At 63.8% G+C, this 13,889-nt stretch carries 14 protein-coding genes; 10 read left to right on the top strand and 4 right to left on the bottom strand.

The features are described 5' to 3' along the window. Positions 1-2: 2 nt before the first annotated feature. The gene (locus tag ABEH27_RS05485; RefSeq protein ID WP_346612590.1) at positions 3-302 is read right to left on the bottom strand and encodes a hypothetical protein; all 300 of its coding nucleotides are present in this window, start codon (positions 300-302) and stop codon (positions 3-5) included. A gap of 147 nt (positions 303-449) precedes the next feature. On the opposite strand from ABEH27_RS05485, the gene ABEH27_RS05480 reads away from it, so the two are divergent. Next, a complete protein-coding gene (locus ABEH27_RS05480) occupies positions 450-1,112 on the top strand; it encodes a glutathione S-transferase (protein ID WP_346612589.1) in 663 nt (220 codons plus the stop codon). Positions 1,113-1,247: 135 nt separating this feature from the next. On the opposite strand, the gene argH is transcribed toward ABEH27_RS05480, so the two are convergent. Then, complete coding sequence (gene argH / locus ABEH27_RS05475; RefSeq protein WP_346612588.1) at positions 1,248-2,642, bottom strand: argininosuccinate lyase; 1,395 nt, start codon at positions 2,640-2,642, stop codon at positions 1,248-1,250. Positions 2,643-2,951: 309 nt separating this feature from the next. Between argH and ABEH27_RS05470 the strand changes: the two genes are divergently transcribed. The 7 genes from ABEH27_RS05470 (at position 2,952) to rsd (ending at position 9,341) form a co-directional block, all read left to right on the top strand. Then, the gene (locus tag ABEH27_RS05470) at positions 2,952-3,695 is read left to right on the top strand and encodes a LytTR family DNA-binding domain-containing protein (protein ID WP_346612587.1); all 744 of its coding nucleotides are present in this window, start codon (positions 2,952-2,954) and stop codon (positions 3,693-3,695) included. A 131-nt stretch (positions 3,696-3,826) separates the two neighbouring features. Then, positions 3,827-4,768, top strand: a complete 942-nt coding sequence (gene hemC / locus ABEH27_RS05465; protein ID WP_346612586.1) for a hydroxymethylbilane synthase — start codon at positions 3,827-3,829, stop codon at positions 4,766-4,768. Further along, a complete protein-coding gene (locus ABEH27_RS05460; protein ID WP_346612585.1) occupies positions 4,765-5,532 on the top strand; it encodes a uroporphyrinogen-III synthase in 768 nt (255 codons plus the stop codon). Before hemC ends, ABEH27_RS05460 begins: the two co-directional genes overlap by 4 nt. A gap of 45 nt (positions 5,533-5,577) precedes the next feature. Further along, a complete protein-coding gene (locus ABEH27_RS05455; protein ID WP_346612584.1) occupies positions 5,578-6,678 on the top strand; it encodes a uroporphyrinogen-III C-methyltransferase in 1,101 nt (366 codons plus the stop codon). Further along, positions 6,675-7,913, top strand: a complete 1,239-nt coding sequence (locus ABEH27_RS05450; RefSeq protein WP_346612583.1) for a heme biosynthesis HemY N-terminal domain-containing protein — start codon at positions 6,675-6,677, stop codon at positions 7,911-7,913. Before ABEH27_RS05455 ends, ABEH27_RS05450 begins: the two co-directional genes overlap by 4 nt. Before the next feature lie 219 nt (positions 7,914-8,132). Then, on the top strand, positions 8,133-8,639 hold the full coding sequence (locus ABEH27_RS05445; RefSeq protein ID WP_346612582.1) for a disulfide bond formation protein B: 507 nt from the start codon (positions 8,133-8,135) through the stop codon (positions 8,637-8,639). Between the two features lie 231 nt (positions 8,640-8,870). Next, positions 8,871-9,341: a sigma D regulator gene (gene rsd / locus ABEH27_RS05440; protein ID WP_346612581.1), complete on the top strand. Its 471-nt coding sequence runs from the start codon at positions 8,871-8,873 to the stop codon at positions 9,339-9,341. A 9-nt stretch (positions 9,342-9,350) separates the two neighbouring features. Here the strand turns inward: rsd and ABEH27_RS05435 are convergent, their stop codons facing one another. Continuing rightward, positions 9,351-10,016, bottom strand: coding sequence for an FKBP-type peptidyl-prolyl cis-trans isomerase (locus ABEH27_RS05435; protein ID WP_346612580.1), 666 nt, complete (start codon positions 10,014-10,016; stop codon positions 9,351-9,353). Between the two features lie 224 nt (positions 10,017-10,240). Here ABEH27_RS05435 and ABEH27_RS05430 point away from each other — a divergent pair, with 224 nt between their 5' ends. Further along, complete coding sequence (locus ABEH27_RS05430) at positions 10,241-11,344, top strand: AlgP family protein (protein WP_346612579.1); 1,104 nt, start codon at positions 10,241-10,243, stop codon at positions 11,342-11,344. Here the strand turns inward: ABEH27_RS05430 and ABEH27_RS05425 are convergent. After that, entirely contained in the window at positions 11,320-11,802 is a 483-nt protein-coding gene (locus ABEH27_RS05425) for a TIGR02444 family protein (RefSeq protein WP_346612855.1), read from the bottom strand. The genes ABEH27_RS05430 and ABEH27_RS05425 overlap by 25 nt on opposite strands. 50 nt (positions 11,803-11,852) lie before the next feature. Here ABEH27_RS05425 and ABEH27_RS05420 point away from each other — a divergent pair, with 50 nt between their 5' ends. Further along, positions 11,853-13,763 (top strand): ATP-binding cassette domain-containing protein, encoded by a 1,911-nt coding sequence (locus tag ABEH27_RS05420; RefSeq protein WP_346612578.1) that lies wholly within the window; start codon positions 11,853-11,855, stop codon positions 13,761-13,763. Positions 13,764-13,889 lie beyond the last annotated feature (126 nt).

Genomic DNA, 13,889 nt, shown 5'->3' with positions numbered 1-13,889 from the left:
GGTTATTCGTCCTCGCCTTGATCTGCCTCAGGTGGCAGCTCGGGCAGCGCGCGCAGGGCGGTTTCGTACCATTCAGTGTTGAACGGGCGGTCCTCGTCGAGCATGTTGTCGATTTCGATGGCCAGGACGTGGGCCATGAGATTCAGGATGTCCTCGCGCTCGTAGCCCACCAGGCTCAGCTTGTTGAAGGTGGCCTTTGCTGCCGGTGGCTCGCCGCTTTCGATCTGGTTTTCGATGGCTTGGGTCAGCGTCGCCTCGGCGAAGGCTTCGTCGTCATTGTCGATTTCGTCGTGCTCGCTCATGGCGGTACTCCTGTGGTGGGGCGCACAGTTTGCCACGCCCGCGCCGGCAATGCCCGGTCATCGACCGGGAGCATGATGCTGGTAAGGCGCAGCCCCAGGGGCTATAACAGCCCAGCCAACCCCTTACGGCCTGGAGGCTGTTACCCCATGCTCAAGCTTCACGGATTCTCGGTCAGCAACTACTACAACATGGTCAAGCTGGCCCTGCTGGAAAAAGGCTTGCCGTTCGAAGAGGTCACTTTTTACGGCGGCCAGGCACCGCAAGCGCTGGAAGTCAGCCCGCGCGGCAAGGTGCCAGTGCTGGAAACCGAACACGGCTTCATCAGCGAGACCAGCGTGATTCTCGACTATATCGAGCAGACGCAGGGCGGCAAGGCGCTGTTGCCGGCCGATCCATTCGAACAGGCGAAAGTGCGTGAGCTGCTCAAGGAGATCGAGTTGTATATCGAACTGCCGGCGCGTACCTGCTATGCCGAGTCGTTCTTTGGGGCGGCGGTCGAACCGCTGATCAAGGAGCGGGCGCGTGCCGACCTGCTGGCGGGTTTTGCCACGCTCAAGCGCAACGGGCGTTTTGCACCTTATGTCGCGGGTGAGGCGTTGACTGTGGCTGATCTGATGTTTTGCTTCTCGGTCGACCTGGCTTACGCCGTGGGCAAGAAGGTGCTGAACATCGACTTCCTCGCGGACTTCCCGCAGGCGAAGGCGTTGCTGGAGAAAATGCGCGAGAACCCGCACATGGCGAAGATTCTGGCGGACAAGGAGGCGGCAATGCCGGCCTTCATGGAGATGATCCGCAGCGGCAAGCGCTGATCTGAAGAGGGGCTGCTTTGCAGCCCATTCGCCGGCAAGCCGGCTCCTACAGGGATTGGGCACCGCTTGAGCGCGGCGCGGTCATTGTGGGAGCCGGCTTGCCGGCGATCGAGGGCGAAGCCCTCGCAATGGCGCTTAGCGCGAAGCCAGCAATGCCTTGCCGCGCACAACGGCAGCGCGCACCTGGGCAGGCGCAGTACCACCAATGTGGTTACGGGCATTCACCGAGCCTTCCAGCGTCAACACGGCGAACACGTCCTGCTCGATCTGGTCGCTGAACTGGCGCAGTTCGTCCAGGCTCATCTCGGCCAGGTCCTTGCCGCTGTCGACGCCGTACTTCACGGCGTGGCCGACGATCTCGTGGCAGTCACGGAACGGCAGGCCGCGGCGCACCAGGTAGTCGGCAAGGTCGGTGGCAGTGGAGAAGCCGCGCAGGGCCGCCTCGCGCATGATCGCGTGCTTGGGCTTGATGGCCGGGATCATGTCGGCGAAGGCACGCAGCGAGTCGCGCAGGGTGTCGGCGGCGTCGAACAGCGGCTCCTTGTCTTCCTGGTTGTCCTTGTTGTAGGCCAGCGGCTGGCCTTTCATCAGGGTCAACAGGCCGGTCAGGGCGCCGAACACGCGGCCGGTCTTGCCGCGTACCAGTTCTGGCACGTCCGGGTTCTTCTTCTGCGGCATGATCGAGCTGCCGGTGCAGAACCGGTCGGGCAGGTCGATGAACTGGAACTGGGCGCTGGTCCACAGCACCAGTTCTTCGGAGAAGCGCGACAGGTGCATCATCGCCACGCTGGCGGCCGCGCAGAATTCGATGGCGAAGTCACGGTCCGAAACGCCGTCCAACGAGTTACCGGCCACGGCTTCGAAGCCCAGCAGCTTGCAGGTCAGCTCGCGGTCGATCGGGTACGTGGTACCGGCCAGTGCGGCGCTGCCCAGAGGCATGCGGTTGGCGCGCTTGCGGCAGTCGACCAGGCGCTCGTAGTCGCGGCTGAGCATTTCGAACCAGGCCAGCAGGTGGTGGCCGAAGGTGACCGGCTGGGCGGTCTGCAGGTGGGTGAAGCCCGGCATGATGGTCTCGGCCTCACGCTCGGCCTGCTCCAGCAGGCCCTGCTGCAGGCGGGTGATCTCGGCCAGGATCAGGTCGATCTCGTCGCGCAGCCACAGGCGGATGTCGGTGGCGACCTGGTCGTTGCGGCTACGGCCGGTGTGCAATTTTTTGCCGGTGATGCCGATGCGGTCGGTCAGGCGCGCCTCGATGTTCATGTGTACGTCTTCGAGGTCGACGCGCCATTCGAAATTGCCCGCTTCGATTTCACCCTGGATGGTGGTCAGGCCATCGATGATGGTGTCGCGTTCGGCGTCGCTGAGTACGCCGACCTGCGCCAGCATGGTGGCGTGGGCGATCGAACCCATGATGTCGTGGCGGTACAGGCGCTTGTCGAAATCGACCGAGGCGGTGAAGCGGGCGACGAAGGCGTCGACGGGTTCACTGAAGCGGCCGCCCCAGGACTGATTGGTCTTGTCGGTGCTCATGGATTCACTCGTTGAAGGCGTGAACGAAAAAGTGGCGCCGATAATAGCAGGGTTGAGCGTGTCGCCGAAGGACGCCGGTCGATAGAAACAGCCAGAAAACCCAGCGCGGGGCAGGTGCAAACGATATTCAACGATTGAACGGCAGTGTTCCACGGACCGTCTACAGTTGGACAAAGGACTGGCAGTGAATCTGCTGGCTCAGTGAATCTTTGGCCTTCGTATCGGTCTAGAGCGTGACCGCAGTGTCGCTCGACCTGCATCTGTCTACGCTAGACCTGTGCGAGACTCACTCAGGAATCCAGAGCAATTATGAATGTCCTGATCGTTGATGACGAACCCCAAGCCCGTGATCGCCTCACGCGGCTATTCGGGGAACTGGAGGGGTACACCGTGCTGGAGCCCAGCGCCACCAACGGCGAGGAGGCCCTGGCTCTGATCGAAAGCCTCAAGCCCGATGTGGTCCTGCTGGACATCGGCATGCCGGGCCTCGATGGCCTTCAGGTCGCGGCTCGCCTGTGCGAGCGCGAGGCGCCACCGTCGGTGGTGTTTTGTACGGGCGACGATGAATATGGCCCCGAGGCTTTCAAGGACAGCACCCTCAGCCATGTGACCAAGCCGATCCAGCCGCAAACCCTGCGCGATGCCCTGCGCAAGGCCGAAAAACCCAACCGCGGGCAGCTGGCCGCGCTGACTCGGCCGGGCAGTGAAGGCGGCGGCCCGCGCAGCCATATCAGTGCGCGTACGCGCAAGGGCATCGAGCTGATTCCCTTGCCCCAGGTCATTTATTTCATAGCTGACCACAAGTATGTGACGTTGCGCCACGAGGCCGGTGAAGTGCTGCTGGATGAGCCGCTCAAGGCCTTGGAAGACGAGTTCGGCGAACGCTTCGTGCGAATCCACCGCAACGCCTTGGTAGCCCGCGAGCGCATCGAACGCCTGCAGCGCACGCCACTGGGGCATTTCCAGCTGTTTCTCAAAGGTTTGGACGGTGATGCCTTGACGGTCAGCCGGCGGCATGTGGCTGGCGTGCGCAAGATGATGCAGACGCTCTGAGCGCTGCGGCCCTCATCGCCGGCTTGTCGGTGATGGGGGCACAACAGGCAGAACTGGATGATGCCCTCATCTGCTAGCGGTACCGACGGAGCTGTTATCATCGGCGGTATTCCTAAGCATCGGGGCGTTCCATGTCCACTCGCGAAATCCGCATTGCCACCCGTAAAAGTGCCTTGGCCCTGTGGCAGGCCGAATACGTCAAAGCCCGCCTTGAACAGGCGCACCCTGGTTTGTTGGTGACCCTGGTGCCCATGGTCAGCCGCGGTGACAAGCTGCTCGACGCGCCACTGGCCAAGATTGGTGGCAAGGGCTTGTTCGTCAAGGAGCTGGAAACCGCCCTGCTGGAAAATGAAGCCGACATCGCCGTGCATTCGATGAAGGATGTGCCCATGGACTTCCCTGAAGGCCTGGGCCTGTACTGCATCTGCGAGCGCGAAGACCCGCGTGATGCGTTCGTTTCAAACCATTTCGCCAGCCTCGAAGCACTGCCCGCCGGCAGCATCGTCGGTACTTCCAGCCTGCGCCGCCAGGCCCAGCTGTTGGCACGCCGCCCTGACCTTCACATCCGCTTCCTGCGTGGTAACGTCAACACGCGCCTGGCCAAGCTTGATGCCGGTGAGTACGACGCCATCATCCTCGCCGCGGCTGGGTTGATCCGGCTGGGCTTCGAGGGCCGCATCACCTCCAGCATCAGCGTCGACGACAGCCTGCCGGCCGGTGGCCAGGGCGCGGTGGGCATCGAGTGCCGCAGCGCAGACACCGAGATCCACGCACTGCTGGCGCCCTTGCACCATCTCGACACTGCTGACCGCGTGGTGGCCGAACGTGCCCTGAACAAGCGTCTGAATGGCGGTTGCCAGGTGCCGATCGCGTGTTACGCCGTGCTTGAAGGCGAGCAATTGTGGCTGCGTGGCCTGGTTGGCCAGCCCAGCGGCGGTACGCTGCTGGTGGCTGATGCCCGTGCGCCTCGTTCGTCCGCCGAAGCCTTGGGTGTGCAGGTCGCAGAAGACCTGCTGGGGCAAGGTGCTGAAGCCATCCTCAAGGAAGTCTACGGCGAGGCCGGGCACCCGTGAGCCCCTGGCGCCTGCTGCTGACCCGGCCTGAAGAAGACTGCGCGGCGCTGGCGCAGAGCCTGGCAGTTGCCGGCGTGGCCAGCAGCTGCCTGCCCTTGCTGGCGATCGAACCGGTACAGCTGGGCGCCGAGCACCACCAGCGGCTTGCGGCATTGGCGCAGTGCCAGGCCATGATCGTGGTCAGCAAACCGGCGGCCAGGTTGCTGCTCGAACACCTTCAGCAAGCAGGCGTGCAGCCCCCCTCAACAGGCTGGTTCACCGTAGGTGAGGCGACGGCGGCGGTGCTCCGCTCGGCCGCCCTGAAGGTGAGTTGCCCTGCGCAAGGCGACGATAGCGAGGCATTGCTCGCGCTCCCCGCCCTGCGTCAGGCGATCGCACCTGCAGGGGCACGCGTGATGATCGTTCGTGGTGTGGGAGGTCGCGAACTGCTGGCCGAGCGTCTTGCAGAGCAAGGTGCTAGTGTCGATTATCTGGAACTGTATCGTCGCTGCCTGCCGGCGTACCCGGCAGGTACGTTGATGCACCGCATTCAAGCGGAACGCCTCAACGGCCTGGTGGTCAGCAGTGGGCAGGGTCTTGAACACTTGCAGCAGCTGGCGGCTGCCGACTGGCCGCGCGTGGCGCGCCTGCCGTTGTTCGTGCCAAGCCCACGGGTCGCCGAACAGGCCAGGGCCGCAGGGGCCCAACAGGTTGTGGATTGCCGTGGCGCGAGTGCCGCGGCCTTGCTGGCAGCCGTGCAGCGCAGCGCTGCACCTGCCTCTTAAGGCGCTAAGCTCAGAGCGATGCGCCCCCATGCAAAGGATGGATACGTGAGCGAAACTGTCTTGTCCCACAATGATCAGCCGTCGGCCCAGGAGCCGGCGCAACCCGTCACCCCACCACCCGCCAAACGTTCCGGCACTGGCCTTGCCTTGCTGGCGCTGTTGGTGGGCGCGGCCGGGGTCGCCGTGGGCGGGTGGGGAGTCTGGCAGGTGCGTCATCTGCAAGGCAGTGAATTGAGCCAAGGCGAGCACCTTGAAGCGCTGAACCAGCGTGCGGCAGCCTTGCAGCAGCGCGAGCAACAGATCAGCGCCCAGCTGGCCAGCCTGCCGGCCGCCAGCGAGCTGGAAGACCGCCGCCGCCTGGTGGCGCAGCTGCAAGGTGATCAGCAGCGCCTCAGCCAGCGGGTGGAAACCGTGCTCGGTGAAAGCCGCAAGGAGTGGCGCCTGGCAGAGGCCGAGCACTTGCTGCGCCTGGCCACCCTGCGGCTGTCAGCGTTGCAGGACATCACCAGCGCCAAGGCCCTGGTCGAAGGCGCCGACGAGATTCTGCGCGAGCAGAGCGACCCAGGCTCGTTTGCCGCCCGCGAGCAATTGTCGCGCAGCCTGGCAACGCTCAACAGCACCCAGCAACCGGACCGTACCGGCTTGTTCCTCAAGCTGGCGGCCCAGCGTGAACTGGTGCAGCAACTGAGCGCCCTGTCGCCGGAATTCGACAGCAATGCCGATGCGCTCGGCGCCCTGACCGCCGATGGCGATGGCGCCAGCCGGCTGTCGCAGTGGTGGGCAGAGATATCGAAGTACTTCCAGATCGATTTCAATGCCGACGACAACGTGCGGCCATTGCTGGCGGGCCAGTCACTCAACCAACTGCGCCTGGCCCTGAGCCTGACCATCGAGCAAGCCCAGTGGGCAGCGCTCAACGGTGAGGCCAAGGTCTATACCCAGGCCCTGGATGATGCGCGCAGCGTGCTGCTGGCCAACTTCAACGCTGACAACCCACAGAGCAAGGCCATGCTCGACAGCCTCAACGCGCTGGCCGAGCAGCCGGTCTCGGTGGTTACGCCGGACTTGAGCGAAAGCCTGGCCGCGGTGCAGACGTATATACAGCGGCGCCATCTGCCCGCCGAGGGTGAAGGGGGCAAGCCATGAAGCGTGTCTACCTGCTGGCCGTGCTGGCAATCGTGATTGCTGCGGCACTGGGCATCGCCGTGGCCAAGCACAGTGGCTACGTGTTGATCTCGTATGGCAGCTTCCGCTATCAGTCAGGGCTATGGGCGGCGCTTGCGGCGCTGGTCGCCGTGGTTGTACTGCTGTTGCTGCTGCGCTACCTGGTCGGGCTGGTGCTGACCTCCAGTGGTGTGGTCAACCCGTGGTCGCGACGTAACCGCAGCCGCCGTATTCGCATTGCCATCGAACAAGGCCAGCTGGACCTCGCAGAAGGCCGTTGGGCCAGCGCCCAGCGCCACCTGCACCGCGCTGCCGAGGCGGAGCGCCAGCCGCTGTTGTATTACCTCGGTGCCGCCCGTGCTGCCAATGAGCAGGGCCGCAAGGAAGACAGCGACCACCTGCTGGAGCGCGCTCTGGAGCGCCAGCCTCAGGCCGAGCTGGCCATCGCCCTGACCCATGCGCAGCTGCAGATGGACCGTGGCGAAAGCGATGCTGCACTGGAAACCTTGCTGGCGATGCAGGAGCGGCACCCGCACAACAACCAGGTGTTGCGCCTGCTGCAGCGCCTGTACCTGGAGCGGGGCGACTGGTCGGCGTTGATTCGCCTGTTGCCAGACCTGCGCAAGGGCAAGGTGCTACCGGCCGAAGAGCTCGCCGCGCTGGAGCAGCGGGCGTGGGGCCAGAACCTGGGGCTCGCCGCCACCCGTGGGGATGATCAGCAGAGCGCCCGCCAGGCACTTGAGCGGGCCTGGCAACAGCTGACTGCCGCCCAGCGCCAGGAACCGCGGCTGGTGCTGGCCTATGCCGAGCAGTTGCGCCAGGTGGGGGCCCAGGGTGAAGCCGAGCAGGTGCTGCGCACTGCCCTCAAGCGTGAGTACGAAAGCCACCTGGCACGGTTGTATGGCCTGGTGCGTGGTGACGACCCGGCGCGCCAGTTGCAAACGGCCGAAGGCTGGCTCAAGGCTCATCCCCAGGACCCGAGCCTGCTGCTTACCCTTGGCCGCCTGAGCCTGCAGAACCGCCTGTGGGGCAAGGCGCGAGACTATCTTGAAAGCAGCCTGCGTATGGAACGCAACCCGGAGACCTGTGCCGAGCTGGCCCGACTGCTGGCTGGCCTGGGCGAGACCGAGCGCAGCAACCAGCTGTTCCAGGAGGGCCTTGGCCTGCTGGATGAACGACTGTTGGCGCTGCCGTTGCCTGAGGGCGTACGCGCCTGATCTACCCATGAGCCCGCACAGGCGGCGGGCTCATGGTGTTGTCGATTTATCCAGCCGCAAATGTTTCATCTGCGTTGCCGTCCTTAAGAAATTTCCTACTGCTCAGGTAGAAATTTCTCCTGTCTCTCAGTGACTTCTCGTCCCTGTCGCGCCTTGAAACAAAGGCCATCTTTCCTCTACCGTTTCAAACCACTTCAATTGCCCGGACCACCACCTCTCATGTTGCCGGCCCGACTGCGCACATTTTTCCTACCTGCCTGCATAGCCTCCTTGGCTGTGCTGATCGTGTCCTTCTACCTGGAAACCACTTTGGGGCTGATACCGTGCCCGCTGTGCTTCAGCCAGCGCTTCCTGTTGGGCGTGCATGCCGTGATCTGCCTGTGCGCGGTAGTGCATAAGCCGGGCATTTACGGCATTCGTCAGTACGCCCGGGCGGCGCTAGGGTGTTCTGCAGCCGGGGCTCTGCTGGCTGCGCGGCATGTCTGGTTGCAGGGCGCGGGTGGCATAGGCCATGCGTGCCCTGCAACGATTCGGCAGCTAATGGAGCGTTCCTGGAGTGAAGCTGCCCACCAGCTGTTACTGGGGAGCCCGGATTGCGCCTCGCTGACGTGGAGCTTCCTCGACCTGACGTTGCCCGAATGGAGCCTCCTGGCGTTCCTGCTGCTGGCAGCGCTGCCCTTGACCTGCCTGCTGGCGTATCGTTTCCGCACACTGGCCAATGCTTGACCCAGCGCAAGCGCCGAGCGATAGCACGACCGGCGGTGGCGGGTAAGGGTATTAAACACTTGTATGAACTTTGTCTGCTGCGTACCTTGATGGGCAGCACGTGCGGGAATAATCTCCCAGCACGCATACCGAAAACACAACTGCTCGATGCCGTCCTGCTGATGTCACCTTTGTGCCGCACGGTCGTGGTGCGAGGTGCAGCGGCATCTACCCAGAAGGGAAGAGATCGCCATGCTCGATAGTTGTCAGAACGCCCAGGAACGCTGGGGTGGGGTTCACAAGCTGATCGACCGCTGGCTCAAGGAGCGAGAGGAGCTGGTCCAGGCTTTTCGTGCCTTGCGCGATGCCAAACCGGCATTTGCGGACAAGGACAAGAACCGCGATTTCTGCGCGGTGCTGGTCGACTACGTGTCGGCCTGGCACTTTGAAGTCAGCGAGCAACTGGTTACCGAGGCCAAGGCATTCGGTGACGAAAAGGCGCTGAAGCTGGCCGAAGAAATCAACCCACGGATCAACGACATTACCCAGATTGCACTGGCCTTCAATGACCACTGCGAAAAAGGCGAATGCACCGACACCGAACGCTTCGCCGAAAAGCTGGGCAAACTGGGTAGCCTGCTGCACGAGCGCTTCGAGCTCGAGGACTGCCTGATCGAGGTGCTGCATACCGCGCACAAGGAAGAGGGCGCGGTCGAGGCCTGAGGGTCGGCGTCAGTCGCCGACCGCCAGCAGTTCTATCTCGAACACCAGTGGCGTGTAGGGCGCTATCAGGTCACCTGCGCCCTCGGCTCCGTAGGCTTGTGCAGACGGAATCACCAGGCGCCATTTCGACCCTGCCTTCATGTGCGGCAGCGCCACTTGCCAGCCTTCGATCACTGACTCCAGGTTGAACCACTGGGGTTGCTGGTTCTGGTCGAACACCGAACCGTCCGGCAACTTGCCCACATAGCGCACCTGCACCTTGCCATTGGCTTTGGGCTGCGCACCGCTACCACTTTTCAGTTCACTGTAAAGCACGCCTTCAGGCAGCTCGTGCACGCCGGCGCGTGCCCGTTCGTTGGCCATGAAGCGCGTTTCGACGGCCTGCAGTTTTGCCACTTCGGCTTGCTCGGCGGCACTGTTCGCCTGCTCGTCGTGCTGCTGGAGAATGGCCTGCATGCGCGCTTTACCGAGCTTCAAAGGCTCGTTCTGATAAGCCTGGCGTAGGCCGTCGACCAGCGCGTCCAGCTGCAAGCCCGGCACCTCCTGGCGCAGGCGCTCACCCAGGCTGGCGCCAAGGCTGTAGGCCAGATCATGATCGTTGGCGGGGGACGGTTCGGCGGCGGCCTGGGCGAAGGGAACCACCAGGCATAAGCCGAAAACAAGATAACGAGGCATGCTCAACTCCGAACTCAATAGCTGCGAAGTATGCCAGCCTTGCTGGCGTGATTTACCTAAATATCGGCAACGATTTGTTAAGCAACTACACTTGCACGGAGCTGCAAGATAACAACTTTGCCCAGGCATGCAACGCGGCGCTAATGAGACTGTCAACATGCCCTAGCGGCGGTAGCAGCAGAAGCATAGTATGAGCCGCAATCTCGTCAGCCAGGAGGTAAACCATGTCGGCCAAGAAGAAGCCAGTAAGTACGCCGTTACACCTGCTCCAGCAACTTTCGGGCAGCCTGCTCGAACACTTGGAAGATGCCTGCTCGCAAGCGCTGGCTGATGCGGAAAAACTGCTGGCCAAGTTGGAAAAGCAGCGTGGCAAGGCCCAGGAAAAACTGCACAACGGTCGCCTGAAGTTGCAGGACTCGGCCAAGGCAGGCAAAGCCAAGGCACAAGGTAAAGCACAGAAAGCGATTGGTGAACTTGAGTCGCTGCTGGACTCGCTCAAAGACCGCCAGACCCAAACCCGCACTTATATCCAGCAACTCAAACGCGATGCTCAGGAAAGCCTGAAACTGGCCCAGGGCGTTGGCAAAGTACGCGAGGCAGCTGGCAAGGCATTGGACCAGCGCGCGGTGACGGCCAAATCGGCCAAAGCGGCCAAGCCTGCTGCCGCAAACGCAAAAGCGCCTGCCAGGACCGCGGCCAAAACTGCTGCGAAGCCAGCCGCAAAACCTGCCGTCAAGGCGCCGGCGAAGGCCGCTGCTGCCAAAGCCCCAGCCCGCGGCGCTGCCGCCAAGCCAGCTGCGGCCAAGGCGCCCGCCAAAGCCGCCGCTGCCAAACCAGCCGCTGGCAAGGCCCCGGCAAGAACTGCTGCGGCTAAACCTGCTGCTGCCAAGGCCCCGGCAAAAACTGCTGCGGCTAAACCTGCAGCTGCCAAGGCCCCTGCCAAAGCTGCTGCTGCCAAGCCAGCCGCTGCCAAAGCCCCTGCCAAAGCTGCTGCTGCCAAAGCTCCGGCCAAAGCCGCCGCCGCCAAGCCTGCTGCCAAACCGGCCGCTGCCAAAGCACCGGCTAAAGCAACCGCCGCCAAGCCAGCTGCTGCAAAGCCTGCCGCTGCAAAGCCTGCCGCTAAACCTGCCGCCAAGGCTCCGGCCAAGGCACCAGCCAAACCTGCTGCCAAGCCAGCCGCCGCCAAGCCGGTCGCCAGCAAGCCAGCTGAAACCAAGCCGGCCGCGCCAGCCACCAGTGCAGCCGTGACCAACTCTGCAGGTCCTGCTACCTCGGCACCCGCAGCACCGGCCAGCGCTCCAGCTCAGTCGCCGTCTTCGGCTTCCTGAAGCGCTGCGGCCGCGACGCGCATCCGTTCTAGCGCGTCGTGGCCACAGGCCTGGTCGGGCGCCAGCCAGGCCAGCCAATCATCTGCGGGCCCGCGCGCGCCTGCAGGCCATTGCTGCGCACAGGCTTCAAGCCGTTGCAGCAACTCTTTCTCCGCTTGCAGTTCCAGGCCTTTCACCTGTTCACGCAATGCTGCCAGGTGTGGGTCTTGCTGCGCCGCCGTGCGCCATTGCCGGCGCAGCTCGCGTAGCGGCGTTACCACTTGGGTTTGCCAAGGTTGCGCGAGTGCGCGCAAGGCCTGCGCGCGCTCGGCATCCAGCGCAACCCCACGCCCTTGCAGCCACGTTGCACACAGCAGCAGGCAAACATCGCCGCCCAGCGCTTGCACGCTCAGGCAGGCCTCTTCAACGCCCGGCCTGGCATACAGGGCCAGGGCGTGATTCCACAGGTCGGTGTGCATCATTCCACTCACGCTCCGGGTCGAGGAAGCTGGTAGACTCCGCGACCATCATGATCAGACTATCCAACCTCACTTTACAGCGTGGTCCGCAGCGCTTGCTAGAAGGCGCCGAGATGACCCTGCACGCCGGTCACAAGGCCGGCCTGATCGGCGCCAATGGCGCCGGAAAATCCAGCCTCTTCGCGTTGCTGCGCGGTGAGCTGTCGCCCGACTCCGGCGACTGCCAACTGCCCGGTGACTGGCGCATTGCCCATATGCGGCAGGAGGTCGACACGCTCGACCGCCTGGCGGTGGACTATGTGCTGGATGGCGACGCGCGCCTGCGCAAGGTCCAGGCCGAGCTGGCCGTGGCCGAGACTGCGCACGACGGCACTGCCTTGGCACGCCTGCACAGTGAGCTTGAAAGCGCCGACGGCTATACCGCCGATGCCCGCGCGCGCAAATTGCTGGCCGGCCTTGGTTTCACCAACGAGCAGATGGACCGCCGCGTCGGCGACTTCTCCGGTGGCTGGCGGATGCGCCTGAACCTGGCCCAGGCGCTGATGTGCCCGTCCGACCTGTTGCTGCTCGACGAGCCGACCAACCACCTGGACCTCGATGCGATCCTGTGGCTCGAAGACTGGCTCAAGAGCTACCAGGGCACGTTGTTGCTGATTTCCCACGACCGCGATTTCCTCGATGCCGTGGTCGACCATGTGCTGCATGTCGAGCAGCGCAAGCTCAACCTGTACAAAGGCGGCTACACCGCCTTCGAACGCACTCGCGCAGAGCGCCTGGCGCAGCAGCAGCAAGCCTATGAGAAGCAGCAGGCCCAGCGCGCGCACATGGAAAAGTACATTGCCCGCTTCAAGGCCCAGGCCACCAAGGCCCGCCAGGCGCAGAGCCGGATCAAGGCCCTGGAGCGCATGGAAGAGCTGTCGGCGGCGCATGTCGATTCGCCGTTCGACTTCGTCTTCCGCGAGTCGCATAAAATTTCCAGCCCGCTGCTGAGCTTGTCCGAAGGCCGTCTCGGCTATGGCGACAAAGCCATCCTCGACAAGGTCAAGCTGCAGCTGGTGCCCGGTGCGCGGATCGGCCTGCTCGGCCCCAACGGCGCCGGCAAGTCGACCCTGATCAAGAACCTCGCGGGTGAGCTCGAGCCATTGTCGGGGCGCCTGGTGCTGGGTGAGAACCTGGCCGTTGGCTACTTCGCCCAGCACCAGCTCGACTCGCTGGATGACAAGGCCAGCCCGCTGTTGCACCTGCAGCGCATCGCGCCGACCGAGCGCGAGCAAACCTTGCGCGACTTCCTGGGCGGGTTCGACTTCCATGGCGACCGCGTCGACGAGCCGGTGGTGAACTTCTCCGGGGGTGAAAAGGCCCGCCTGGCCCTGGCCCTGATCGCCTGGGAACGACCGAACCTGTTGCTGCTCGACGAGCCGACCAACCACCTTGACCTGGAAATGCGCCTGGCGCTGACCATGGCATTGCAGGAGTTTGCCGGGGCAGTTGTGGTGGTTTCCCACGACCGTCACTTGCTCAAGAGCACTACCGACGATTTCCTGCTGGTGGCCGATGGCAAGGTCGACACCTTCGATGGCGACCTGGACGACTACAGTCGCTGGCTGGTCGAGTACCGCCAGCGCAGCGCGCCGGTGAGCAACGCGCCGGTCAACCCGGACAAGACCGACAAGAAGGCCCAGCGCCAGGCCGCAGCAGCCCTGCGCCAGCAACTGGCTCCGCACAAGAAGGCTGCCGACAAGCTTGAGGCCGAGCTCAACCAGGTGCATGCGCAACTGGCCGAGATCGAAACCGCATTGGGCGACAGCGGCCTGTACGACGCGGCGCGCAAGGACGAACTGCGCGATCTGCTGGCACGCCAGACCAAGCTCAAGCAGCGCGAAAGCGAGCTTGAAGAGGGCTGGATGGAGGCGCTGGAGACGTTGGAAAGCATGCAGGCCGAGCTGGAAGCACTGTCCTGATTTGATGTCGCCAGTGCCGGCGCCTTAGCGGGGCAAGCCCGCTCCCACATCACTATGCTTTTGTGGGCGCGGGGTTGCCCCGCGAGGGCGCTGGCGTGGCAACAAAAATCCCACAGAATTTGCTGG

The sequence above is a fragment of the Pseudomonas sp. P39-UII1 genome (assembly GCF_039672635.1).
Taxonomy (GTDB): domain Bacteria; phylum Pseudomonadota; class Gammaproteobacteria; order Pseudomonadales; family Pseudomonadaceae; genus Aquipseudomonas.
This window is presented reverse-complemented; position numbering and strand designations above follow the sequence as displayed.

Coding starts and splice junctions, on each gene's coding strand:
- ABEH27_RS05485 (WP_346612590.1), bottom strand. CDS start 302: ATGAGCGAGCACGACGAAATCGACAATGACGACGAAGCCTTCGCCGAG.
- ABEH27_RS05480 (WP_346612589.1), top strand. CDS start 450: ATGCTCAAGCTTCACGGATTCTCGGTCAGCAACTACTACAACATGGTC.
- argH (WP_346612588.1), bottom strand. CDS start 2,642: ATGAGCACCGACAAGACCAATCAGTCCTGGGGCGGCCGCTTCAGTGAA.
- ABEH27_RS05470 (WP_346612587.1), top strand. CDS start 2,952: ATGAATGTCCTGATCGTTGATGACGAACCCCAAGCCCGTGATCGCCTC.
- hemC (WP_346612586.1), top strand. CDS start 3,827: ATGTCCACTCGCGAAATCCGCATTGCCACCCGTAAAAGTGCCTTGGCC.
- ABEH27_RS05450 (WP_346612583.1), top strand. CDS start 6,675: ATGAAGCGTGTCTACCTGCTGGCCGTGCTGGCAATCGTGATTGCTGCG.
- ABEH27_RS05445 (WP_346612582.1), top strand. CDS start 8,133: ATGTTGCCGGCCCGACTGCGCACATTTTTCCTACCTGCCTGCATAGCC.
- rsd (WP_346612581.1), top strand. CDS start 8,871: ATGCTCGATAGTTGTCAGAACGCCCAGGAACGCTGGGGTGGGGTTCAC.
- ABEH27_RS05435 (WP_346612580.1), bottom strand. CDS start 10,016: ATGCCTCGTTATCTTGTTTTCGGCTTATGCCTGGTGGTTCCCTTCGCC.
- ABEH27_RS05430 (WP_346612579.1), top strand. CDS start 10,241: ATGTCGGCCAAGAAGAAGCCAGTAAGTACGCCGTTACACCTGCTCCAG.
- ABEH27_RS05425 (WP_346612855.1), bottom strand. CDS start 11,802: ATGCACACCGACCTGTGGAATCACGCCCTGGCCCTGTATGCCAGGCCG.
- ABEH27_RS05420 (WP_346612578.1), top strand. CDS start 11,853: ATGATCAGACTATCCAACCTCACTTTACAGCGTGGTCCGCAGCGCTTG.